This is a genomic window from Pseudomonas sp. RIT-To-2, from assembly GCF_029623465.1.
In the GTDB taxonomy this organism is placed as follows: domain Bacteria; phylum Pseudomonadota; class Gammaproteobacteria; order Pseudomonadales; family Pseudomonadaceae; genus Aquipseudomonas; species Aquipseudomonas silvicola.
Genome location: NZ_JAPYKM010000004.1, coordinates 109,186 through 131,586 on the forward strand (window position 1 = coordinate 109,186; position 22,401 = coordinate 131,586).

Below are 22,401 nucleotides of genomic sequence, written 5' to 3' on the forward strand. Positions count from 1 at the left end.
CGCGCTGGCGTACAATTGCAACTAAATTACCCCCCGCTTCAGGAGAACCCATGCCTCAGGGCCAAGCAGACCTCTGGTTCAACTTCGTTCGTGCGCACCGCTCGCTGATCCGCGAGATCGAGCGCCGCCTGGCCGCCGAGCAGTTGCCCGCGTACGCCTGGTACGACGCCCTGTGGGGGATCGAGAGCGGCCCGCAGGGCACGCGGCGCATGCACGAACTGGCCGATGTGATGGTGATCGAGCGCTACAACCTCACGCGCCTGGTGGACCGCCTGGAAGCTGACGGCCTGGTCGAACGCCGGCGTTCCCAGGCCGATGGGCGCGGCGCCGTGGCGTGCATCACCGACAAGGGCAGGGCACTGCGCAAGCGCATGTGGGTGGTGTACGAGGGCGCCGTGAACGAACTGTTCCTCAGCCAGTTCGACCCACAGGTGCGCCAGCCGATGGCGGTGGCGCTGGAGCAGGTGCGCCTGGCCGCCAACGCCAGCAGCGAGGCTCAGTGAGCCCGGCGGGCATCGCTCAGGGCACGATCGGCCAGGGCGCTGTCGACGCTGCCCTGGCGCGCCAGCTCGGTCAGGGCACTGACAACGATCCAGTGACGGCTGACGGGTTGGCCGTCGCCCAGTGAGTCCGCGCCCAAGGCACAGTAGGGAGCGCGCACGTGGCTGGCCAGTTGTTCGGCGATGTACTGGCCATAACCGGTGACGGCGACGATCGGCACCTGGCTGCCGGCCAGGCTTTGGTGCAGGTGCGCGGCCCTGCGTGGCCGGCCGGGGTTGAGGCGGTTCCAGCGTTCGGCGCTGGTGGCTTCGCGGGCCAGGCGGGTGTAGCTGGGGCAACTCCAGACTTCGCTCTGCACGCCCCAGCGTTCATCCAGCAGGCGCGCCGCGGCCCGCACCTCGCGCAGGCTCAGCCCGGCGCCCAGCAGGCGTACCTTGGGCCGCGAATCATCGGGGTCGAAACCTTGCACTGGGTACATGCCCTTGAACGCTGCGGTCGGGTCCGCTACCTGGGTGGGCTCCATGGCGGGTTCGTCGTGCAGGGTCAGGTAGCAGAAGCCGGGTTGCCCTTCGACGTACAGCGCCTGCAGGGCGCCGAGCAGGATGGCCCGGGCCTCTTCGCTGCAGGCGGGGTCGTACGGCAGGCAGTGGTGGTTGGCCGCCAGCCACAGCGGCAGCCAGGGGTGGGCACCCTTGGGCCAGCGCGAGGGCGAGGACTCGATATCGTTGCAGACGATGCCGCGGTCGGCGGCCTGGTTCGCCAGTGCACACAGCTCCGCCGAGGTAGGGGACTGGGTGAGGTACAGCAAGGGTTTCTCGCTGGCCCGCGCTTTTTCGCTGAACCACAGCGGCCAGGTGCTGATCTGACCGCCGTCGTGGCCAGGGCGCAGGGTGTCGCGCACCACCCAAATCTGTTTTGCGGTGTGCGGGTCGCCTTCCAGGCGGTTGGCGATGTCCAGCAGGGTATAGAGCGGCGAACTGGCGCCCGGACCTGGCGCCGCCAGGGGGCCGCGGATCTTGTCCATCAGCGCCTGGGCGGCGCGGCCGGTGTCGGGGGTATGGGGGAAGTGGGTCGTGTCCATATGGGTGATGTCCTTTTCAGTCTGACACCACCATAAGGGATGAGAGGTTATTGTTGCAATTGCAATTACAGCCCGTACTGCAACCGTGTCAGGGCTGTTGTGTATCGGGCGTGAAGAAGTCCGCGCCGAGCCAGGCCGGGGTGGGCGAGGTGTCCTGGGGGCCGCCTCGCTGGTAGCTGGCCGCCAGCCGCGGGTCACCCTTGCCGTTGTAGGCGGCCGTGTACGGCCAGGGGTACACCGGCCGTGTGCGTCCGGCATTGGCCTGGTCGGCAGCGGATGGTGGCAGGCCCATCATGCCCATGGGCGGGCGCTTGCCCTTCAGGTCGCCCGCCGGCGGTGCCATCGGCGCCCCAAAGCTTGAGTGGCTGTCGGCCTGGGTGGCAATGATTGCATCGGGGGCCTGCTGGCGTTCCACCCAGCTCATCATCGGCGTCAGCAGGTCCAGCTCGCTGGGGCCTTCGCCACCGCTGCAGTGGTGCACACCGGGCAGCAGGTACAGGCGCTCAAAAGCCTCCGTGCGGGCCTGGCCCATCTGCTTGATCAGTGCCTGGTGGTACGCCAGGGAGTTGAGCGGCGAGATATGCGGGTCGGCCCAGCCGTGCCAGATGATCAGCTTGCCACCCTTGTCGGCGAAGGCCGACAGGTCCGGGTTGGTGGCGTCGTACAAAGGATGCAGGGTGCGCAAGCGGGCGAATGTGGCGCTGTCGAAACGGGCGTCGGCCAGCGTCAGTTCGGTGGTCGGGTTGGGTTCGAAGCTGACATTCTGCAGCGCATCCAGGGCGATCTTCTGACTGAAGATCGGCTGGTCGGCGCTCATGGGCACGAACACGCCGGCCCAGGCCAGCTCCGAGCCAGGCTGTGGGCCGCCGATGATCATGCGCTGGCCGCTGGCCGGGTCGTGGGGGCCGTCATACAGCTTGCGCACCGCGCCGACTTCGGCCGCCGTGAGGCACTGGCCGGGGTCTTCGCCAGCCTTGCATTGCAGCACCGCCGGGTCGAAATGGCAGGCGCGCGGGTCGCTGACCAGGCGGTCGACCTGGCCGTCCAAGGCATCGCATTGCTTGAGTACGGCATCATGCAGCAACGGCAGCCGCGAGGCCAGCAGAATGGCCTTGCCGTCCGGCCCTTCGTTGGCCTTGGCTTGCCAGGCGTGGTACAGGGCGTTCTGCACCTGAAAATTCAGGGCCGCGGCGCCGGCGATGATGCCGTTGAAGTCATCCGGGTAGCGCTGCGCTTCCATCAGCGCTTCGCGCCCGCCGTCCGAGCAACCACTGAAATAGGCGTAGGCCTGGGGTTGCCCGTAGTAGGCCTGAATCAACTGCTTGGCCACCTGGGCGGTGAGGTGCTGGCTGCGGTAGGCGAAGTCCACGCGTTTTTGCCGGTCTTTGCCGAACTCGCTGCTGTTGCCTTCGTGGCCCATGTCGGTGGCGGCGATGACGAAGCCGCCGGCATTGAGCGGTGCGCAGCCCTGGGCCGCGCCCACCTGGTTGCTGATGTTGCCGCACAGGCCGCCGCAGCCGATCTGCAGGTAGCGTTGGGTCCAGGTGTGCACAGGCAGGGCGACGCGAAAGCGAATGCTGGGGGCCAGGGTGCCCTCGACCACGCAACTGGCGGCGCCATTGGCGGTGGCTTCGCTGGCGCTGTCAATGTGGCTGCCGGCGCCGCCCAGTGCGGTGAGGTCCTGGGTTTTCAGGGCAGCGCAGGTCTGGGTAGGCTGCACCACGGGCAGGGTGGCGATGTCTTCGGCGTGGGCGGTGCCGAGTAGCAGCGCCAGGAGGGCGCCGGCCAGGAATGTTTTCATGACAGTGTTGGCTCCTGTGTGGAAACGACTGCAGGAGCAGGCCTGCCAGCGAGCTTTTACAGTGTCGAAAGCTCGCGGGCAGGCCCGCTCCTGCAGGGTAGGCGTAGGGTAGCCCAGGGGTCAGAAGGTCTGGCCCAGGGAGAACTGGAACACCTGGGCTTCGGAGCCGCTAGGGCTGCGCAGCGGCAGGGCCAGGCTGAAGGTCAGCGGGCCCAGTGGCGAGTACCAGGTAGCGCCGACACCCAGGGACGCGGCCATTTCGCTGAGGCTGACGTTGCCGCAGTTCTGGGTGGTGCTCAGGTAGCACTTGTCCGAGTACACCGTGCCGAAGTCCCAGAAGATCGACGTCTGCAGCGACTTCTGATCCTTGATGAATGGCATCGGGAACAGGTACTCGGCGCCGCCGGTGATCAGGATGTTGCCCCCCAGCGAGTCGGTGCTGCGGTCCGAGTAGTACTCCTGGCCCATGGACGAGTAAGTGCCGGTGGCCGGGGTGCTGCGCGGGCCCAGGGTGCCGCTCTTGAAGCCGCGCACGCTGCCTTCGCCGCCAGCGGTGTAGTTCTCGTAGAAGGGCAGGCCGTCGGTGGAACCATAGCCGTTGCCGTAGCCCAGCTTGGTGTGCAGGCGGATCGAGGTGTTGCTGCTCATGGGCAGGAAGGTCTGGCCGTTGTAATCGAGCTTGTAGAAGGTCAGGTCGCTGCCCGGCACCGTGGCCATGAAGCTCAGGCTCTGGGAGTGGCCGCGGTTGGCCAGCACGCCCCGGTTGAGGGTCGATTCCGACCAGGCCACGCTGGCCTTGAGGTTGGTGAAGCTCTCGCCGTTGCGCTCGATGAAATCGTAGATTTCGTCGGCGCTGTAGGTGCCCGGGCTGATCTCGTCGTGCTGCAGGGTCAGACCGTAGGTCATGCGCGTGGTTTCACTGATCGGGTAGCCGAACGTGGTGCCCATGCCGTAGCTGTTGATCGAATAGTACGACACGCCGTCGTCGTAGTAGTCGTTGTAGTCGGTCTTGTTGAGGAACAGGTTGTAGCCCAGGCTCACACCGTCGGGGGTGAAGTAGGGGTTGGTGTAGGCGAAATTGTACTTGGTCTGATATTCGGACTTGGTCAGGCCGATGCTGGCGTAGTTGCCGGTACCCAGGAAGTTGCTCTGGGTGATCGAGCCGCCCAGGATCAGGCCTGCGCTCTGGGCAAAGCCGACGCTGGCGGTGATCGAACCAGAGGCTTGCTCTTCAACCGAGTAGTTCACGTCGACCTGGTCGTCCTTGCCCGGCACGGCCGGGGTTTCGACGTTCACCGTCTTGAAGAAGCCCAGGCGCTCCAGCCGGGTCTTGGACTGGTCGATCAGGTAGGTGGAGGCCCAGCCGCCTTCCATCTGGCGCATCTCGCGGCGCAGCACCTTGTCATCGGTCTTGGTGTTGCCGACGAAGTTGATGCGGTCCACGTAGGCGCGCTTGCCCGGCACCACCATGAAGGTGATGTCCACGGTGTGGTCGTCATCATGGGGCTCGGGCACGCCGTTGACGTTGGCGAAGGTGTACCCCTCGTTGCCGAGCCGGCGGGTGATCAGCTCCGACGTGGTGGTCATCAGTTTGCGCGAGAACACCTGGCCTTTCTGCACCAGCAGCAGCGCCTTGACCTGGTCTTCGGGCGCCTTGAGCTCGCCCGACAGCTTGACGTCCCGCACGGTGTAGCGTTGGCCTTCGTTGATGTTCACGGTAATGAACACGCTCTTCTTGTCCGGGCTGATGGACACCTGGGTAGAGGTGATGTCCATGTTGATGTAGCCACGGTCCAGGTAATACGAGCGCAGCTTTTCCAGGTCGCCGGAGAGTTTTTCCCGGGCGTATTTGTCATCGTTCTTGAAGAACGACAACCAGTTGCTGGTCTTGAGCTGAAACTGGTCGGTCAGCTCTTCTTCGCTGAACACCGTGTTGCCCACCACGTTGATGTGCTTGATGGCAGCCACGCTGCCCTCGTCGATCTTGATCTTGAGGCTGACGCGGTTGCGCGGCTGGGGCACCACGTCGGCGTCCACGGTCGCCGAATATCGGCCTTGGGCCACGTACTGGCGTTGCAGTTCGTTGCGCACGCCTTCGAGGGTGGCGCGCTGGAAAATCTCGCCCTCGGCCAGGCCCGACTGCTTGAGGCCCTTCATCAGGTCTTCGGTGCTGATGGCCTTGTTGCCCTCGATTTCGATGGAGGAAATGGACGGGCGCTCCACCACGTTGATGATCAGCACGTTGCCGTCGCGGGCCAGGTTGATGTCCTGGAAAAAGCCGGTCTTGAACAGGGCCCGGGTCGACTCCACCAGGCGGCCGTCGTCAGCCTGGTCGCCCACGTTCAAGGGCAGGGCACCAAACACACTGCCGGCGGATACCCGTTGCAGGCCGTTGATACGAATATCGGAAATCTTGAACGCTTCAGCCTGTGCGAGCGTGGCATTGGCCACCAGCACAACCGAGCAGAGCAGGCGCGACAAATTCATCAGGATCGGTTCCAGGACGCTTCGACAGACAGCCCAGGCGCACCGCACGGGCTCGCGGTAAGGCAAGGCGCCAGGCGGTCGCTTGGCTTGGGGGGTGAAGCATAAAAGGCCGGGAAGTTCGGTGCGGTTAACCCAATGTCAAGTTAGGTAAAGGTTGTGCGCTTGCGGTGACGCGCGGCGGGACTAGGGTAATAATGGCCCGATGCCCCTTCACGAGTCCGCCATGATTTCCGTACTGCTTGTCGACGATGACGAGGAACTGACCGAGATGCTCAGCGAGTATCTGCAGCGCGAGGGCTTCCACGCCACCGCCGTGCACACCGGCGAGGAGGGCGAGGTACAGGCGTTGTCCGGGCGCTACAGCATCGTGGTGCTGGACGTGATGCTGCCGCGCCTGTCGGGCATCGAAGTGCTGCGCCGCATCCGCGCCACCAGCCAGGTGCCGGTGTTACTGCTGACCGCCCGCGGCGACAATATCGACAAGATCACCGGCCTGGAACTGGGAGCGGACGACTATGTGCCCAAGCCCAGCTCGCCCGGCGAGCTGGTGGCGCGCCTGCGGGCGATCATGCGCAGGGTGCAGCCCCAGGACGCGCCGGCCACCGATGCCATTCGCACTGGCCTGCTGGCCTTGTGGCCGGCCAAGCGCCAGGCCACCTGGCAAGGCAGCGAGCTGGACCTGACCAGCACCGAATTCAGCTTGCTTGAAGAGTTGGCGCGCCACGCCGGCCAGGTGGTGAGCAAACAGAACCTGTCCATCAACGCCCTGGGCAGGCCGTTGACGCGCTATGACCGGCGCATCGACGTGCATATCAGCAGCATCCGCCAGAAACTGGGGCCGCGTTCCGATGCCAAGGCCTGGATTCAGAGTGTGCGCGGCCTGGGCTACCTGTTGATCGCCGAATGATCAGGCCCAGCCGGCTATTCTGGAAGCTGTTCCTGGCGTTCTGGCTGGCCACCAGCCTGACGTTCCTGATGGGCCTGGCGATCTTGTTGCTGGGCCGCTTCTTTCCGGGCGACCCGCAGATCGGCACCGTATTCTTCAATACGCAGCACGTCATCGAGCGGTTTGGCGTGGACGCGGGCAAGCCGCTGTTGACGGTGTGGGCCGACGAACTGCACGGCAAGCAGGTGGGGCTGTATGACCAGCAAGGTCAGTTGCTGGCGGGCAAGCCGGTGCCGCCGGACGCCTTCAGCCTCGCTGTGACCGCCAGCGATGGCCAGCGGGTGACGCTGCGCACCCCCCAAGACCCTGGTGCGCCTGAAGGCAGGGGCCCTGGCCACGCCGTCCCGCTGCTGGTGGGCACGGTGATGAGCGCGCTGTTCAGCTGGTACCTGGCCTATTACCTGGTATGGCCCCTGGTGCACCTGCGCCGGGCCATGCGCAATGTCGCCCAGGGGCGGTTCGACACCCGGGTCAAACCGATCATGGGCCGGCGCCGCGATGAAATCGTCGACCTGGCCGAAGACTGCGACCGCATGGCCACCCAACTGAAGTTGCTGGTGGACGCCCAGCAGCACCTGTTGCATGACATTTCCCACGAATTGCGCTCGCCGCTGACGCGCATGCGCGCTGCCATTGGCCTGTTGCTGCAGGACCCTGACCGCCTGGAGATGCTGGGGCGCATCGAGCGTGAGTCGGAACGTATCGACACACTGATCGAGGAGCTGCTGACCCTGGCCCGGGTGCAGGGGCGCCCGGAGAGCCTGGGTAGCGAGCGGCTGGATGTGATCGAGCTGCTGGCTGATATTGTCGAGGATGCGAAGTTCGAAGCGGGCATCAAGGGCTGCCAGGTGATACTGGTGGCGCCGGCGACTTTTGTCAGTCAGGTGAATGGCGAACTGCTGTATCGCTGCTTCGAGAACGTGGTACGTAACGCGGTACGCTATACCGCGCCCGGCACACAAGTGTGCGTGACGGCCACCACCGGTGAGCCCTGGGACTGGTTGCATGTGCGAATCACCGACCAGGGCCCAGGTGTGGAGCCCCACCGCCTGCGCAGCATCTTCACGCCCTTCGAGCGTGGCGCGGAGCAGGCCCAGGCCGGCTTCGGCCTGGGGCTGGCCATTGCCCAGCGCGCAGTGGAGATGCATGGCGGGCAGATCGTCGCCAGCAACGGCGCCGAGGGTGGGCTGATCGTCGATATCGCCTTGCCCCGCAAGGCCTGAGCCAGGCCCGCGCAGTCCGTTGGCACCGCGATTCCCGTGGTTGATCTTTACCCAATATTACATCGCCTTGACCGCCTTGAACCTGCCCTCCGCGTAAGCTTTTCCCACGGCGCCAGTTGCGCAAGGAGAGCTGGATACGCTGGATACTCAGTGATCGAGGCGATGATGAAAGACCTGATACGTTCTGTTGGTTTGACCTTTCTGCTGGACCATAAAGTGATGCGCAGCCCCTGGTGCGTCGATCCGGTTACCCCGGTGTTCGTCAGCGCCTGTGACTTCAATGTGGTGCAAGGCCAGGTGGCTGCCTACACGTTCGCGTTCCCCCACCCGGTGGCGGTGCAACTGCCCTGGCAGGCCGTGGAGGGCGGGCGATGAAACTCAAGCGCAAGGCCCTTCGTGCCCGCCCGGCCAAGCCCCTGGCCGAAGAGGTGCCCGTGGCCATCCAGGATGCATTGCAAGACCAACTGCGCGCCTACCTGGGCCGCGGGTTCACCCCGGTGCTGCTGGGCAGTGGCGGACGCGACGGTTCGCGGCGCTACCACCTGCAGATCCATCACGACAAGAGCGGCCAGTTTCTGGAATTGCACGGCGACTTCAACAGCCGCTGCGCCGAGGATATCTTCAAGGTGGCCCACCAGATGAAGACGCTATTGGCGCCCGCGCCCAGCCCCCTGGGCGCCAATGTGCGGCTGATCGCGCGCATCACCGACCTGCCATGCCCCGACACGCTGAAGGCAATCGCCCGCCAGCTCACCGGCGACAAGCGCACCTTCCGGTTCGCCGAAGACTGACCTCGGCGAACTGGCACTGCGGTTCCAACCCGATAAACAAATCACATACCTGCTTAAGGAATACCCGGAGGCGCGCTTCGGGTATTCGCCCGTAAAGTCACGCTCATCGTAGTACCCCGATGGCCCGCAGAGGTCACGGCAACCTTACAAAAACAACAAGGTGATAAAACATGCGCAACACCTCCGTCGACATCAAGGCGTGGATCGACAATCGCCCTGTGGGTGCTTATCAATGGCTGATCATGGTGCTGTGTTTCCTGGTCGTCGTGTTCGACGGCCTGGACGTAGCCGTGATGGGCTTCATCGCGCCGTCGCTGACTCAGGAATGGGGCTTGAGCAAAGCCGCGTTCGGCCCGGTCATGAGTGCCGGTATGATCGGCCTGGCCATCGGTGCCCTGACCGCCGGCCCCTACGCGGACCGCCTGGGTCGCAAGAAGATCCTGTTGATTGCCGTCACCGGTTTCGCGGTACTGAGCCTGGCCTGCGCCTTCGCTCGCAACCCGTGGGAACTGGCCGGGCTGCGCCTGTTGTCCGGGGTGGCCCTGGGCGCGGCGATGCCCAACACCACCACGCTGCTGTCGGAGTTCCTGCCACAGCGCAACCGTTCGCTGTTCATCACCGTGATGTTCACCGGCTTCAACCTGGGCTCCGGTGGCGGCGGCCTGGTGGCAGCCTGGTTGATTCCGGCGCATGGCTGGCAGTCTGTGCTGCTGGCAGGCGGCCTGCTGCCGTTGGCGTTGCTGCCGTTCCTGTGGCTGTTGTTGCCAGAGTCGCCACGTTTCCTGGCCACCCGCAATGCCCCGGCCGCCAGCATCGCCAAGGTGCTGAACAAGCTAGGCGGGCGCTTCGATGCCGGTACCACCTTCACCCTCAGCGAGCCACCGGCGCAGAACAAGGCGCCCATCAGCCAGTTGTTCACCACGACCTACCGCACCGGCACCCTGGCGCTGTGGGCGACCTACTTCATGGGCCTGATGGTGATCTACCTGACCATGGGTTGGCTGCCGACCTTGCTGCGTGACGGTGGCCTGCCCATCGAGCGTGCGGCCACCATCACCGGGCTGTTCCAGATCGGCGGCACTGTGGGCGCCATTATGGTGGGCTGGATCATGGACCGTCGCAACCCCAACCGGGTCATCGCCACCTCGTACGCCTTGGGAGGGGTGTGCATCCTGTTGCTGGGCGCCTTCAGCCTGGAGTCGAGCTTGCTGGCGGTGGGCGTCATCGCCGCGGGCTTCTTCATGAGCGGTGCGCAAACCGGCCTCAACGCCTTCGCCCCCAACTACTACCCCACCGACTTCCGTGCCACGGGCGTCAGCTGGATGCTGGGCATCGGTCGCTTCGGCGCGATCTTCGGTTCGCTGATCGGCGGCGCCGTGCTCAGCATGGGCCTGAGCCTGCCGGCCCTGTTTGCCATGCTCGGCGTGCCGGCTTTCTTCGCCGCCGTGGCGATCCTGGCCAATGGTGTCGCCCGGCGTCGCGCCGCTCAGCCGCTGGCGGCCTGAGCCTCTGGCCGGGTAAGAGCCCGGCCAGCTCCCTCCTTATCGCTTCACCTCCGGCGCCCTGCCGCCTGGGCGCAGGGGCCCGCTTGTCCTCATGAAATGGAAAACAATAACAATGAAAATGACATTCAAGCCTCGTCTGGTCGGCACCCTGGCACTGCTCGCGAGCCTGCCGCTGGACGCCATGGCCGAAGGGTTTGTCGACGACGCCAGCGTCAACCTCAACCTGCGCAACTTCTACCTGAACCGCAACTTCACCAATCCCGGCTATGGCCAGAACCAGGCGGAGGAGTGGACCCAGAGCTTCATTCTCGACGCCCGCTCTGGCTTCACCCAGGGGGTGGTGGGCTTTGGCGTCGATGTGCTGGGGCTGTATTCGGTCAAGCTCAACGGCGGCGGTGGCAGCGGTGGTTCGCAGTTGCTGCCGGTGGACCATGACGGCGACCCGGCCTCCACCTTCGGCCGCCTTGGCGTGGCCGGCAAGATGAAGATCAGCCAGACCGAATTGAAGGTCGGTGAGTGGATGCCGGTGCTACCTATCCTTCGCTCCGATGACGGCCGCTCGCTGCCCCAGACCTTCCAGGGCGGGCAGATCACCTCGAAGGAAATCAGCGGCCTGACCCTGTACGGCGGTCAGTTCCGGCAAAACAGCCCGCGCAATGATTCGAGCATGACCGACATGTCCATGCAGGGGAACACCACCGGTACGTCAGACCGTTTCAACTTCGCCGGTGCCGAATACACCTTCAACGACAAACATACGCTGATTGGCGCCTGGAACGCGCAGCTCAAGGATGTGTACCAGCAGCAATACGTGCAGTTGCTGCACAGCCAGACGGTAGGGGCGTGGACCCTGGGTGCCAACCTGGGCTACTTCTGGGGCAAGGAGGATGGCAGCGCCCTGGATGGCGACCTCGACAACCGCACCATGTCCGGGATGTTCTCCGCGCGTTACGGCGGCGGCACCCTGTGGGTGGGCCTGCAGAAGCTGACCGGCAAGAACGCCTGGATGCGCGTGAACGGCACCAGCGGCGGCACCCTGGCCAATGACAGCTACAACTCCAGCTTCGACAGTGCCCAGGAGCATTCCTGGCAACTGCGCTATGACTATAACTTTGCGGCGCTGGGTATTCCCGGGCTGACCCTGATGAACCGCTACATCAGCGGCAGCAATGTGCACAGTGGCACCATCACCGATGGCAAGGAGTGGGGGCGCGAGAGTGAAATCGCCTACACCCTGCAAAGCGGCACCTTCAAGGACCTTAACGTGCGACTGCGCAACTCCAGCATTCGCCGCGACTACAGCACCAACGAGTTCGACGAAAACCGCTTGATCGTCAGCTACCCGTTGTCGCTGTTCTGACCTGAGGGCGCGGGTTGCGGTACCATGGGCGTTTTTCCTGCATCACGGAACCGCGCCCATGGCCGCCACCCACAAGCAAGACAAACGCGCCGCCCGCGCCAAGACCAAGGCCAAGCAGAACCGCGTCAAGCGCGCCGCGCCCGAAGTAGAGTTGGACCCCGACGACCAGCGCATCGACTTTGAGTCGGTGGATTTGACCGAGCTGTTCAAATTGATGCGCGACGCTGAACAGCAAAGCCAGCAGGCCTTGTGCGTGGCGTTCCTGGCCCACCCGTTGCTGACCCTGGTGTTCGAACAGGAAGGCGAGGAGGGCGCCATGGATTTCATCCTCGCCGCCTTGCTGGAATACCGCCAATGGTCGGCGGGCGCTGACGAAGCCCAGGCCCTGGCCTGGATCGAATCCGCGGCCTTCCAGGCCGATTACCTCGCCGCTTCCGAGCAGGTCGCGCAGCAGGGCTGAGTTGCCCTGTTCTCTGGGAACGAGGCGGCGCTGTGACCCGCGTCGGCAGCGCAGCCTAGAATTTCGGGTTCTGAGGCGCTTAGGGCAAGAATCGTCGCAGGACGGGTAGCACATTGCCATCCACGAGATGCTCCGCCACCATCAGGCACTTCCCATCATTCTGAATGGCGATGGCAGGGACATTATACGCACTGGGGAACAGGAGATATCCCTCATCGCCAAAGCTGCTATCGGGCCGTCCATCCGGCAAGAACCGGGCTAGTACCGCCTGGTAATTGCCGCGCGCCATCACTTCTCCTGTCACCCAACGCTCCCCAGCGGTGGGTGTGGCTGCGATGCTGCGAAACCGGAATGGGTGAGGGAGAAATGATTTTTGCGTGGCGGTGAAGGTGCCATCCAATTGGCCCGTTGCCGTGTAGCCAAGGATGATGCCCTCGGCGAGAGGCTCTTGAGTCTCAAGCCCGAATTTGCCGACGACAATGATTCGCTGGTCGGCTGTCACCATTACCCCGCTAATCCGGGTTCCGACCCCCTTGTCGATCACCGTCATGCCGTCTTCGCCGAAATCGGAGGCAGGGTTGCCTTGCTCGTCAATCACGGCCAGGATTGCCTTTCCGAGGCGCTCGCCGCTGATCACCCATCGGTTATTGGATAGCGGCACCCGTCTGGTGAAGTCCACCAGCTCACTACCGATACGAATCTCTGTATAGCCATCGCCATGAAAGTCCTTGTCATAGGAGCCATCGTGGTTGAGCCTGATCAGGTAGGTATGGGATCTCGGTCCGTTAATCTGCTGATGTTTGTAAAATAGAATGATCTTGTTTTCTTGCGTTTCCCAGGCCCCAATGAGCGGGTCCGCAGGTGGTGGGGAGTCCTTCTCGCTCGGTAGGGCAGCCAGGGGCGGGAGGTTCAGAATAAGCTTGCCGCCGTCGCTGAACGACGTGTCCCTGTTTCCATCAAGGCCATAGGCGGTACATCCCAAGAGGTATTGGTTGCCTTTGAGGTCCAGTATGAGCCATGACAAAAGCAAGCGGTCACCCAGCAGGCTCACCGCATAGGGAACGCCGTGATAGTAGTCGTTTCCGTTTTCGGTCACATCGTCCTGGATATAGCCCTTGCCCTGTCCAAACGTGGGGTCCAGTTTTCCTGCTGAAGTCAGCTTGAACAAGTACCCCCCGGTGGCCGCGGGCCCCAAATATGACTCTGCCGCTACCAGGATCGAGCCATCAGACAGCGGAAGAAGTGCGAGCACGTGACCCACGTTCGTAAGGCCTGGGGTGTCTTCCATCAGTTTGGTGACCCAGAGTTCGCCGTCAACGCCGAAGTCTGGGTCAAGGTGCGGGAACGGTAGCGAAGAGGAAGTGGTCATGGTCGGGCTCATTCATGGGGGGGGTGAATGGCCAGCTTAGGGGGAGGGCTTGACGCCATCTACTGTCATATTTGACAGTTTAATTTTTGTCACCGCTCCGCTTTCTGAAAGGAAAAGCCCAGTGCGTGGGCGTCACCTGTGCGTCCAGCCTCCTACCGCAACGTATCATTTCTGAAAAACAAGCAATTGCATTTGCGATTGTTATTGAGAGTTATTACCATCAACGCGCCGCGACAGGTTGCACCTCGTTGAACAGCGCTGAATAGCGCGGGCATCAGCCCTTTACGCCTCGCCCGATCGTTTCGCTCACGCCTGCAAAAGCTTGGCCGGCCGACGTTCGCCCATGAGAAGTGGTGGGGGCCACTGGCGACGCTTACGGGGCAGGGTGCCTGGAAAGACGATCTGCAAGGAGCGGTGCGAGTCATTCAAAGGCTGCGCTTCAAGGCGCAGGAAAAGACATCTGTCATCAACAGATCATGCAAAGGAAGTGGTATGAACGGAAGTAAACGTAGCGGTGCCCTGCGGCGCACCCATGGCTTGATCCTGGCAGGGCTGCTGGCGCCATTCCCGCTCAGCGCCCTGGCCGAGACGGTGGCCCAGACCGCCGCGCCGGTGGAGCTGGAGAGCCTGACCATCGAAGGCAACAAGCTCTACGACATGCCGCCGTCGGAACAGACCGGTGGCTACACCGTGCAAGGCGCCACCGTGGGCACCAAGACCCCGGCACCGCTCAAGGACATCCCGCAATCCATTTCCACCTTCACCAACGAGTACATCAAGGACCGCAAGTTCGTGCACCTCGATGACCTGGCCAAGTACACCGCCGGCCTGCGCGTGCTGACCAACGACAGCGGTCGGTCGTCCATCTACTCGCGGGGCTACGAGTACGACGAGTACCAGATCGACGGCCTGCCAGCGCCCATGACCAGTATCTTCGGCACCGTGCCATCGCTGGCTGCCTATGACCGCGTGGAAGTGATGCGCGGCCCCTCGGGCCTGTTCAGCAGCACCAGCGAGCTGGGCGGTATCGTCAACATGGTGCGCAAGCGCCCCACCGCCGACTTCCAGGGCAGCGTCGAGGCCAGCTATGGCACCTTCGACACCAACCACGAGCAGGTGGACGTTTCCGGCCCGCTAGACTCCCAAGGTCGCGTGCGTGGCCGCTTCATCGCCTCGCGTGACGATACCAACGGCATGGTGGACTACAACGCCAGCGATAGCGAAACCTACTATGGCGCTCTGGACATCGACCTCGACGACGCCACCCAGTTGTCGTTCGGGCTGAACCACGAGGTCAAGAACATCACCCCGAACAACGGCTACCCGACCGACCTGAAGGGCAATCTTCTGAACTTCAGTCATTCCAGGTTCCTGGGCGCCGATTGGAACTACTTCGACGGCAAGACTACCGACTTCACTGCCGAGCTGACCCACCATTTCGACAATGGTGGCAACGGCCGCATCGCCCTGCGCACCTCGGACCGCGACGCCGACTACCTGTACGCCTTTACCCGCGCTGGCGTATCGACCGCCGGTACGGCGACCGAAGGGTACACCGGGCGTGAATTCACCGAGAACACCGTCTCGATGGATGCCAGCTACAGCCAGCCGTTCGAGACCATGGGCAACGTCAGCGAGTTCGTGGTGGGTACGGACTACAAGAACTATCACAACTACTACAAGAACGCGGCCGGGGTGCTGGGCACCATCAACGTCAACACCTACGACCCGACGCAGTTCGCCAAACCAAGCAACATCTACGGCAGCAGCACGGCCACCATGGTCGGCACTCAGTCCGAAGAATACGGCCTGTACTCCAAGCTGACTTTCCGCCCCATCGCCGACCTGGCGCTGATCGGCGGCGCGCGCCTGAGCTACTACAAGGGCAGCGGCTATACCACCACCATCAAGACCGGTGCCCAGACGGACTACGACCAAACCATCAGCGCTCACGTGACCCCATACGGCGGCGCGGTCTACGACCTGGACCCGAACAACTCGCTGTACTTCAGCTACTCCCAGGTGTTCAAGCCGCAGACCGAAACCAACCAGGCGGGCAATGTGCTCAAGCCACGCACCGGCGAGCAATATGAAGCCGGTATCAAGGGCAGCTACTTCGGCGGCGACCTGAACACGCGCGTCTCCGTGTTCCAGCTGACCGACAAGAACCGTGCGACCAGCCCTGAAGACGACCCTACCGCCACCTATGACGTGGCCTCTGGCAAGACCCGTATCCGCGGTGCCGAGTTCGAGGTCAGCGGCAAGCTGCTGCCGAACTGGGACATCATGGCCGGCTACACGTACATGGACACCAAGATCCTCAGTGGCGACGCGGTCAGCACCTTCCAGACCATGCCCAAGCACTCGGCCTCGCTGTGGAACAAGTACACCGTGGCCAGCGGCCCACTGGAAGGTCTGGCGATCGGCAGCGGCGTGACGGCCATGAGCGACTTCTACATGACCACCAGTACCTATACCGTCGCCGCCCCCGGCTACGCCACCGTCGACGCCAAACTCTCCTACCCGATCACCAAGAAACTCACCGCCACCCTGGACGGCACCAACTTGCTCAACCGCGATTACTATTCGCGTGTAGGCTCGGCGGCAACGTTCAACTTCCTGGGCCAGTCACGTGCATTCAGCGTCGGCGCCCGGTACGAGTTCTAAGAGGACCCCATGCACGAGCTCCTGGCACGCAAGGACCTGGGCAGCGATACGTGGTGGCAGGCGCTGGCCGAGCAGGGTACCCCCCTGGTCGGCCCGGCGCAGGCCGGGGAGCACGCCGTGACGTTTGTCTGGCGTGACCCCCGTGGCAGCGCCGCGACATCGCCCACCCGCCGCGTCTGGATCAACATCACCGGTCTCACCGACCACCACCGCCAGTGCCCGCCGCAAAGCCTTGCGCGGGTCGATGGCACCGACCTCTGGCTGTGGCAGACGCGTATCGACGCGAACTGGCGCGGCAGCTACAGCTTCATGCCCAGTGACGAAGACCGCGACTACGACGGCTTCGACGCTCAGGGCAACCTCGATCTCAACGCCCTGCGCCCCTGGTGGCGCGCGACGTTTCCCCTGGCTGAACACGACCCCCTGAACCGCACCCGGCCCTGGACTGGCGGGCGAGGGCTGGGCGTGTCCGCCTTGCACATGCCCCAGGCGCCGGCTCACCCGGCCTGGGCTGCGGTGGACAGCGGCCTGGCCGCCGCCGCGACGTTGCAGTGCCACACGTGGGACAGCGCTCGGCTGGGTAACAGCCGCCGCGTGTGGCTGTTCAGCACCGGCCGCGACCAGGACCCCGGCCGGCCGCTGGCCGTGCTGCTGGATGGCGCCTTCTGGACGGGCGCCTTGCCCCTGGCTGCCCCCCTGCAAACCCTGACCGACGCCGGCCAGTTGCCGGGCGCGGTGTACCTGTTCGTCGACAGTATCGACACTGCCCACCGCAGCCGTGAGCTGGCCTGCAACCCTGAATTCTGGCTGGCCCTGCAGGATGAACTGCTGCCCCAGGTGGCGCAGTGGCAGGCGCACTCGACAGCGGCAGCGACCACCGTGGTGGCCGGGCAGAGCTTCGGCGGCCTGGCGTCGCTGTATGCCTGCCTGCAATGGCCACAGCGCTTTGGCTGTGTGCTGGCCCAGTCCGGTTCGTTCTGGTGGCCGCGTGGCGAGCTCGAGCAGCAACTTCCCCAGCGTGTGGCGGCAGGCCTCGGCCACGGCCAGGCACTGAAACTGTTCATGGAGGCCGGGCTGCGCGAGCCGGTCATCCATGCCGCCAACGACCACATGGTCGAGGCGCTGCGCGCCGCCGGGCACCACCCGCAATACCGCGTGGTCAATGGCGGCCATGACGCCCTGTGCTGGCGTCAAGGCCTGCTCGATGGTCTTGGCGCCCTGTGGGCCGATCTTTTGCCAGCGGCCTAGGCCGCTGGGTCATTCTTCAAAACAAGGAACACCGCGTGGAGCACCTCAACCCCTTCGACGACCCGCAGCAGGCTTGCCATGTGCTGATCAACGCCCAGAGCCAGCACAGCCTGTGGCCGGATTTCTGCGACGTGCCGCCGGGCTGGACCATCGTCCACGGGCCCGCCAGCCGCGAGGCCTGTGGCCACTGGCTGGAAGCCCATTGGCGTGAACTGCGTCCCGCTTCGCTGCGCCGCCTGCTGGCGGCCGACGCCTCTTGAACTGGAGCCACGCATGAACCTGTCAAACCCGAATTCGGTAACCCCCATGCCCACGTCCCTGCGTGAAATGCCGCTGGTGGCGGCCCAGTCCGGCATCTGGATGGCCGACCAGCTGTCCCCTCATCACAATGCCTATGCCGTGGCCCACTACGTGGAGCTGCAGGGCGAACTCGACAGCGCCTTGCTGATGCAGGCTATCGCCGCGGGCCTCGCCGAGGTCGACACCCTGCACATGCAGGTGGCGGAGCGCGACGGCCAGGCGGTGCAGTGGTTCGACCTGAGCCAGCCCTTGGCGGCCCCGACCTGTGCCGACCTGCGCAGTGAAACCGACCCCGTGGCCACCGCCATGGCCTGGATGCGCGCCGACCTGCAGGGCGACCTGCGGGTGGCCAGCGGCGGCCTGGCCTGCATGAACCACCTGATGCAGGTGGGCGAGGGCCGCTGGTTCTGGTACCAGCGCTATCACCACCTGGCCGTGGACGGCTACAGCTTCGCCGCCATCACCCGGCGCATCGCCGAACGCTATACCGCCCTGCGCCGTGGTGAAGACGCGGGGCCGTCGCCGTTCACGCCCTTCAGCCGCGTGGTGGAGGAATACCAGGCCTACCAGCAGAGCGCTGTGTGCGCCCGCGATGCCCGGTTCTGGCAGGACAAGGGCCGCCAGTTGCCGCCGCCGGTGACCCTGGCCAGCGCCCCCTTGGGGGGGCAGGCCGCCAGCAGCCGCGTGTTGCGCCATACCCTGAAGCTGGATGCCCAGGCGTTCGACCGGCTGATGGCGGCCCAAGCCGGCACCGTCAGCCGCGCCGACATGGCCCTGGCACTGGTCAACCTGTGGCTGTCGCGCCTCAGCGGCCAGAGCGCGTTCACCGCCGGCTTTATCTTCATGCGCCGCATGGGCTCGGCCGCCGCCAGTACCAGCGGCGCGGTGATCAACGTGCTGCCCCTGCAAGTGCAGGTGCCGCCCGAGGCCACCCTGGACGAACTGGCCCAAGGCATTGCCGTGGAGCTCAAGCGCCTGCGCAAGCACCAGCGCTATGATGCCGAACAGATCCAGCGCGACCTCGGCCGCCTGGGCGATGCCGAGCCGTTGTATGGCGCGGTGTTGAATCTCAAGTTGTTCGAGTTCGCCCTGGACCTTGACGGCATCGCCGGCATCACCCACACCTTGGCCTCGGGGCCGGTACGTGACCTTGAAGTGGCGTTGTTCCTCAATGACCGTGGCGAAGTCAGCCTGGAGTTGCTGGCCAACAGTGAACGCTATGACGACGCTACCCTGGCCCGCCACTTGCGCCGCCTGACCTTGCTGCTGGAGCAGTTTGCCGTCAACCCGCACCTGAGCTGCGAAGCGGCCAGCCTGCTGGACAGCGATGACCTGGCGCTGCTGGAGCGCGTCAACGCCACCGCTCACCCGCTGACCGACGACACCCTGGTCAGCCTGATGGCCGCCCAGGCGCTGCTCACCCCCCATGCGCCGGCGCTGTCCGACGCTCAATACCGTTTCGATTACCAGCAGGTGCGCGAGCAGGTCCAGGCCTTGGCCCAGCGCCTGGTGGCCCAGGGCGTGGTGCCGGGGGATATCGTCGCCGTGGCGCTGCCGCGTTCGGTGTTCCTGTCGCTGGCGCTGATGGCGATCCTGGAGGTGGGGGCCGCCTATCTGCCGCTGGACAGCGGCTACCCGGACGACCGCCTGCAGTTGATGCTGGAGGATGCCCAGCCTCGGCTGATCATCACCGAGCGCAGCCAGGCGCCGCGGTTCCCTGCCAGCTGCCCGGCGTTGCTGCTGGAAGCGCCGCTGGCCCTCGACCCCGCGGGGCCGTTGCAGTTCGCGGGCCCGAGCCCTGAGCACGCGGCCTACATCATCTACACCTCCGGCTCCACCGGCCGGCCCAAGGGCGTGGTGGTGGGCCATGAAGCCATCGTCAATCGTCTGTTGTGGATGCAGCACCAGTACCCACTGGGCGCCGATGACGTGGTCCTGCAGAAGACCCCGTGCAGCTTCGACGTGTCGGTGTGGGAGTTCTTCTGGCCACTGATCACCGGCGCGCGCCTGCACATGGCGCCGCCCGAGGCGCACCGTGATCCGGAAGCGCTGCAACGCCTGTTCAGTGAGCAGGGCGTGACCACCACCCACTTCGTACCCTCGATGCTGGCCGCTTTCGTCAGCGCCCTGAACGATGACGTGGCCATCGCCCATTGCCGTAGCCTGCGCCAGGTGTTCTGCAGCGGCGAAGCCTTGCCCACCGACCTGTCGCAACTGTGGCAGCGCCGTACCGGTGTGCCCTTGCACAACCTCTATGGCCCGACGGAAGCGGCAGTGGACGTCAGCTGGTACCCGGCCCATGGCGAAGCCCTGGCGGGCGTCGAGGGTGCCAGCGTGCCCATCGGTTTCCCGGTATGGAACACCGGCCTTCGCATCCTCGACCGTCGCCTGCGCATGACCCCGCCCGGTGTGGCCGGTGACCTGTACCTGACCGGCGTACAACTGGCCCACGCCTACCTGGGCCGCCCGGACCTGACCGCCAGCCGCTTCATCGCCGACCCCTATGGCAATGGCGGGCGCATGTACCGCACCGGTGACGTGGCGCGCTGGCTGGACAACGGCGCGGTGGAGTACCTGGGCCGCAGCGACGATCAACTGAAGATCCGCGGCCAGCGCATCGAGCTGAGTGAGATCGACCATGCGCTGCTGGCCCTGCCCGGCGTCGAGCAGGCGGTGACCCATGCCCGGGTGCTGGGCGAAGCCCAGGTGGGCGGCGGTGACGCACGCCAATTGGTGGGCTATGTGATCGCCCAGCAAGGTCGCGAACTCGACCTGGCGGGCCTGCGCCTGGCCCTGACCGATCGCCTGCCGGCGCACATGGTGCCGGTGGCCCTGGTGCAACTGGACAGCTTCCCCCTGGGCGCGACCGGCAAGCTCGACCGCAAGGCCTTGCCGATGCCTCAGGCCAGCGTCAGGAGCCAGGGGCGTGCGCCGCAACCCGGTCTTGAAAGCCACATCGCCGAGGCCTTTGGCGTAGTGCTGGAGCGCGAAGGCGTGACGGCCGAAGATGATTTCTTCGCCTTGGGCGGCCATTCGCTCCTGGCCATGAGCCTGGCGGCGGTGTTGCGGCGCGAGCTGCAACGGCCGGTGTCGGTGGGCCAGGTGATGATCGCCTCCACCGTGGAACGCCTGGCCGCGCTGCTGGCCAGCGAGCAGAGCGAAGACGCCAGCCGCCGTGCCGGTTTCGAAACCGTGCTGCCCCTGCGTCAAGCCAACGGCCCGACGCTGTTCTGCTTCCACCCAGCGTCGGGGTTTGCCTGGCAATTCAGTGTGCTGCAACGTTACCTGGACCCGCACTGGTCGCTGGTGGGCATTCAGTCACCGCGCCAGGGCGGCCCCTTGCAGGCCTGCGAAAACCTCGACGCCGCCTGCGACGCGCACCTGCGCACCGTGCGCGAACTGCAGCCCCACGGTCCGTACCATTTCGCCGGCTATTCCCTGGGCGGCACCCTGGCCCAGGGCGTGGCGGCGCGGTTGCAGGCTGCGGGTGAAGAGGTAGCCTTCCTGGGCTTGCTCGACACCTACCCGCCGGAGACTCAGAACTGGGACGAACGCCAAGGCCGCAACGTGCTCAAGCAAGAGGTACTGGACGAAGTGAACCGCGAGCGCGAGCTGTTCCTGGCGGCCCAGCAGGGCTTGCAGGACGCGGCGATGGCCGCGGGTGGCGGCGACATGTTCGACGACATCGAAGCCAACTATGCCGATTCCGTCCGTCTGCTGGCCACGGCGCGCAGTTCAGCGTTCAAGGGCGAAGCGACGCTGTTCGTGGCTGAAAACACCTTGCCCGAAGGCATGGACGTACGTCAGACCTGGGGGCCATTCGTGGGTAGCCTGAACGTCCACCGGTTGCCGTGCGCGCATGTGGACATCATCTCGCCGGCCTCGATGGCGCAGGTGGGGCCGTTGATCAATCGGGCGTTGAAGGGGCTGTAAAAAGCGAGCGCGTCACAGATCCGAAGCCGAAAAAACGGAGCTCGGGAAGCGCCGCGCGGGCGGCGCACGGTCTCAAGGGCGCCGAATATCTCCAGCCATGCACCTGGCGGCCCTGACCCAATCTCAAGCCAGACAAACAAGGCGGTCCAGGCAATGGCACAGGCATAACTGGCCCGAAACAGATGTAGGAGCGGGCTTGCTCGCGAAGCGCCGCGCGGGCGGCGCGCGGTCTCAAGAACGCTGTAGAAACCCAAGCCATGCACCTGGTGGCCCTGACCCAATCCCAAGGCGAACCAACAAGGCGGTCCAGGCAATCCCACAGACATAATTGGCCCGAAACAGATGTAGGAGCGAGGGGGGCGCCGAGCCCTTGCTCGCGAAGCGCCGCGCGGGCGGCGCACGGTCTCGAGGACGCTGGAGAAACCCAAGCCATGCGCCTGGCGGCCCTGACCCAATCCCAAGCCAAACAAAAAAGGCGGACCAGGCAATGGCCCAGACATAACTGGCCCGAAACAGATGTGGGACCGGGCTTGCCCGGGAAGCGCCGCGCGGGCGGCGCACGGTCTCAAGGGCGCTGTAGAAACCCAAGCCATGCACCTGGTGGCCATGATGCGATTTCATGACAGGCTTTCAGGGGCCCGCTAGAGATCTCATCATGGCCACCAAGCGCTAGTCGATGGTTTTGTAGCGCCCTCGAGACCGTGCGCCGCCCGCGCGGCGCTTCCCGAG

Annotated in this window: 16 protein-coding genes; 12 read left to right on the plus strand and 4 right to left on the minus strand. The window is 64.8% G+C overall.

Annotated features, from left to right (window positions below; all coding sequences use genetic code 11):
* Window positions 1–50 precede the first annotated feature (50 nt).
* Window positions 51–503: a MarR family transcriptional regulator gene (locus tag QBK88_RS05250; RefSeq protein ID WP_277961208.1), complete on the plus strand. Its 453-nt coding sequence runs from the start codon at window positions 51–53 to the stop codon at window positions 501–503.
* Here the strand turns inward: QBK88_RS05250 and QBK88_RS05255 are convergent.
* The 3 genes from QBK88_RS05255 to bamA all read right to left on the minus strand — a co-directional run bounded on the left by QBK88_RS05255 (window position 497) and on the right by bamA (window position 5,870).
* Window positions 497–1,582: a transketolase-like TK C-terminal-containing protein gene (locus tag QBK88_RS05255; RefSeq protein WP_277961209.1), complete on the minus strand. Its 1,086-nt coding sequence runs from the start codon at window positions 1,580–1,582 to the stop codon at window positions 497–499. The genes QBK88_RS05250 and QBK88_RS05255 overlap by 7 nt on opposite strands.
* Window positions 1,583–1,670: 88 nt before the next feature.
* Window positions 1,671–3,383, minus strand: coding sequence for a tannase/feruloyl esterase family alpha/beta hydrolase (locus QBK88_RS05260; protein WP_277961210.1), 1,713 nt, complete (start codon window positions 3,381–3,383; stop codon window positions 1,671–1,673).
* Window positions 3,384–3,503: 120 nt separating this feature from the next.
* Window positions 3,504–5,870, minus strand: a complete 2,367-nt coding sequence (gene bamA / locus QBK88_RS05265) for an outer membrane protein assembly factor BamA (RefSeq protein ID WP_277961211.1) — start codon at window positions 5,868–5,870, stop codon at window positions 3,504–3,506.
* 223 nt (window positions 5,871–6,093) lie between these two features.
* Between bamA and QBK88_RS05270 the strand changes: the two genes are divergently transcribed.
* The 7 genes from QBK88_RS05270 (at window position 6,094) to QBK88_RS05300 (ending at window position 12,155) form a co-directional block, all read left to right on the plus strand.
* Window positions 6,094–6,777 (plus strand): response regulator transcription factor, encoded by a 684-nt coding sequence (locus QBK88_RS05270; RefSeq protein ID WP_268141827.1) that lies wholly within the window; start codon window positions 6,094–6,096, stop codon window positions 6,775–6,777.
* Window positions 6,774–8,039, plus strand: a complete 1,266-nt coding sequence (locus QBK88_RS05275) for an ATP-binding protein (protein ID WP_277961212.1) — start codon at window positions 6,774–6,776, stop codon at window positions 8,037–8,039. The genes QBK88_RS05270 and QBK88_RS05275 overlap by 4 nt, the downstream gene beginning before the upstream one ends.
* 165 nt (window positions 8,040–8,204) lie before the next feature.
* A complete protein-coding gene (locus tag QBK88_RS05280) occupies window positions 8,205–8,414 on the plus strand; it encodes a hypothetical protein (protein WP_277961213.1) in 210 nt (69 codons plus the stop codon).
* Window positions 8,411–8,830: a hypothetical protein gene (locus QBK88_RS05285; protein ID WP_277961214.1), complete on the plus strand. Its 420-nt coding sequence runs from the start codon at window positions 8,411–8,413 to the stop codon at window positions 8,828–8,830. The genes QBK88_RS05280 and QBK88_RS05285 overlap by 4 nt, the downstream gene beginning before the upstream one ends.
* Before the next feature lie 170 nt (window positions 8,831–9,000).
* Complete coding sequence (locus QBK88_RS05290) at window positions 9,001–10,335, plus strand: MFS transporter (protein ID WP_277961215.1); 1,335 nt, start codon at window positions 9,001–9,003, stop codon at window positions 10,333–10,335.
* A 112-nt stretch (window positions 10,336–10,447) separates the two neighbouring features.
* Window positions 10,448–11,695 (plus strand): OprD family porin, encoded by a 1,248-nt coding sequence (locus QBK88_RS05295; RefSeq protein WP_277961216.1) that lies wholly within the window; start codon window positions 10,448–10,450, stop codon window positions 11,693–11,695.
* A gap of 58 nt (window positions 11,696–11,753) precedes the next feature.
* The gene (locus QBK88_RS05300) at window positions 11,754–12,155 is read left to right on the plus strand and encodes a hypothetical protein (RefSeq protein WP_277961217.1); all 402 of its coding nucleotides are present in this window, start codon (window positions 11,754–11,756) and stop codon (window positions 12,153–12,155) included.
* Between the two features lie 79 nt (window positions 12,156–12,234).
* On the opposite strand, the gene QBK88_RS05305 is transcribed toward QBK88_RS05300, so the two are convergent.
* Window positions 12,235–13,524 carry a hypothetical protein gene (locus tag QBK88_RS05305; protein ID WP_277961218.1) on the minus strand — a complete coding sequence of 430 codons (1,290 nt, stop codon included), beginning with the start codon at window positions 13,522–13,524 and terminating at the stop codon, window positions 12,235–12,237.
* Between the two features lie 492 nt (window positions 13,525–14,016).
* Between QBK88_RS05305 and QBK88_RS05310 the strand changes: the two genes are divergently transcribed.
* The 4 genes from QBK88_RS05310 to QBK88_RS05325 are packed head-to-tail and all read left to right on the plus strand — an operon-like array spanning window position 14,017 to window position 21,672.
* On the plus strand, window positions 14,017–16,191 hold the full coding sequence (locus QBK88_RS05310) for a TonB-dependent siderophore receptor (RefSeq protein WP_277961219.1): 2,175 nt from the start codon (window positions 14,017–14,019) through the stop codon (window positions 16,189–16,191).
* Between the two features lie 9 nt (window positions 16,192–16,200).
* A complete protein-coding gene (gene fes / locus QBK88_RS05315) occupies window positions 16,201–17,439 on the plus strand; it encodes an enterochelin esterase (RefSeq protein ID WP_277961220.1) in 1,239 nt (412 codons plus the stop codon).
* 35 nt (window positions 17,440–17,474) lie between these two features.
* The gene (locus tag QBK88_RS05320; protein WP_277961221.1) at window positions 17,475–17,699 is read left to right on the plus strand and encodes an MbtH family protein; all 225 of its coding nucleotides are present in this window, start codon (window positions 17,475–17,477) and stop codon (window positions 17,697–17,699) included.
* A 13-nt stretch (window positions 17,700–17,712) separates the two neighbouring features.
* Complete coding sequence (locus tag QBK88_RS05325; RefSeq protein WP_277961222.1) at window positions 17,713–21,672, plus strand: enterobactin synthase subunit F; 3,960 nt, start codon at window positions 17,713–17,715, stop codon at window positions 21,670–21,672.
* The last annotated feature ends 729 nt before the right edge of the window (window positions 21,673–22,401 follow it).

Bases quoted from the DNA above. Each gene is read 5' to 3' on its own strand.
- QBK88_RS05280 (WP_277961213.1), top strand. From the start codon at position 8,205: ATGAAAGACCTGATACGTTCTGTTGGTTTGACCTTTCTGCTGGACCAT.
- bamA (WP_277961211.1), bottom strand. From the start codon at position 5,870: ATGAATTTGTCGCGCCTGCTCTGCTCGGTTGTGCTGGTGGCCAATGCC.
- QBK88_RS05300 (WP_277961217.1), top strand. From the start codon at position 11,754: ATGGCCGCCACCCACAAGCAAGACAAACGCGCCGCCCGCGCCAAGACC.
- QBK88_RS05290 (WP_277961215.1), top strand. From the start codon at position 9,001: ATGCGCAACACCTCCGTCGACATCAAGGCGTGGATCGACAATCGCCCT.
- fes (WP_277961220.1), top strand. From the start codon at position 16,201: ATGCACGAGCTCCTGGCACGCAAGGACCTGGGCAGCGATACGTGGTGG.
- QBK88_RS05255 (WP_277961209.1), bottom strand. From the start codon at position 1,582: ATGGACACGACCCACTTCCCCCATACCCCCGACACCGGCCGCGCCGCC.
- QBK88_RS05310 (WP_277961219.1), top strand. From the start codon at position 14,017: ATGAACGGAAGTAAACGTAGCGGTGCCCTGCGGCGCACCCATGGCTTG.
- QBK88_RS05275 (WP_277961212.1), top strand. From the start codon at position 6,774: ATGATCAGGCCCAGCCGGCTATTCTGGAAGCTGTTCCTGGCGTTCTGG.
- QBK88_RS05260 (WP_277961210.1), bottom strand. From the start codon at position 3,383: ATGAAAACATTCCTGGCCGGCGCCCTCCTGGCGCTGCTACTCGGCACC.
- QBK88_RS05305 (WP_277961218.1), bottom strand. From the start codon at position 13,524: ATGACCACTTCCTCTTCGCTACCGTTCCCGCACCTTGACCCAGACTTC.
- QBK88_RS05325 (WP_277961222.1), top strand. From the start codon at position 17,713: ATGAACCTGTCAAACCCGAATTCGGTAACCCCCATGCCCACGTCCCTG.
- QBK88_RS05250 (WP_277961208.1), top strand. From the start codon at position 51: ATGCCTCAGGGCCAAGCAGACCTCTGGTTCAACTTCGTTCGTGCGCAC.
- QBK88_RS05295 (WP_277961216.1), top strand. From the start codon at position 10,448: ATGAAAATGACATTCAAGCCTCGTCTGGTCGGCACCCTGGCACTGCTC.
- QBK88_RS05285 (WP_277961214.1), top strand. From the start codon at position 8,411: ATGAAACTCAAGCGCAAGGCCCTTCGTGCCCGCCCGGCCAAGCCCCTG.
- QBK88_RS05270 (WP_268141827.1), top strand. From the start codon at position 6,094: ATGATTTCCGTACTGCTTGTCGACGATGACGAGGAACTGACCGAGATG.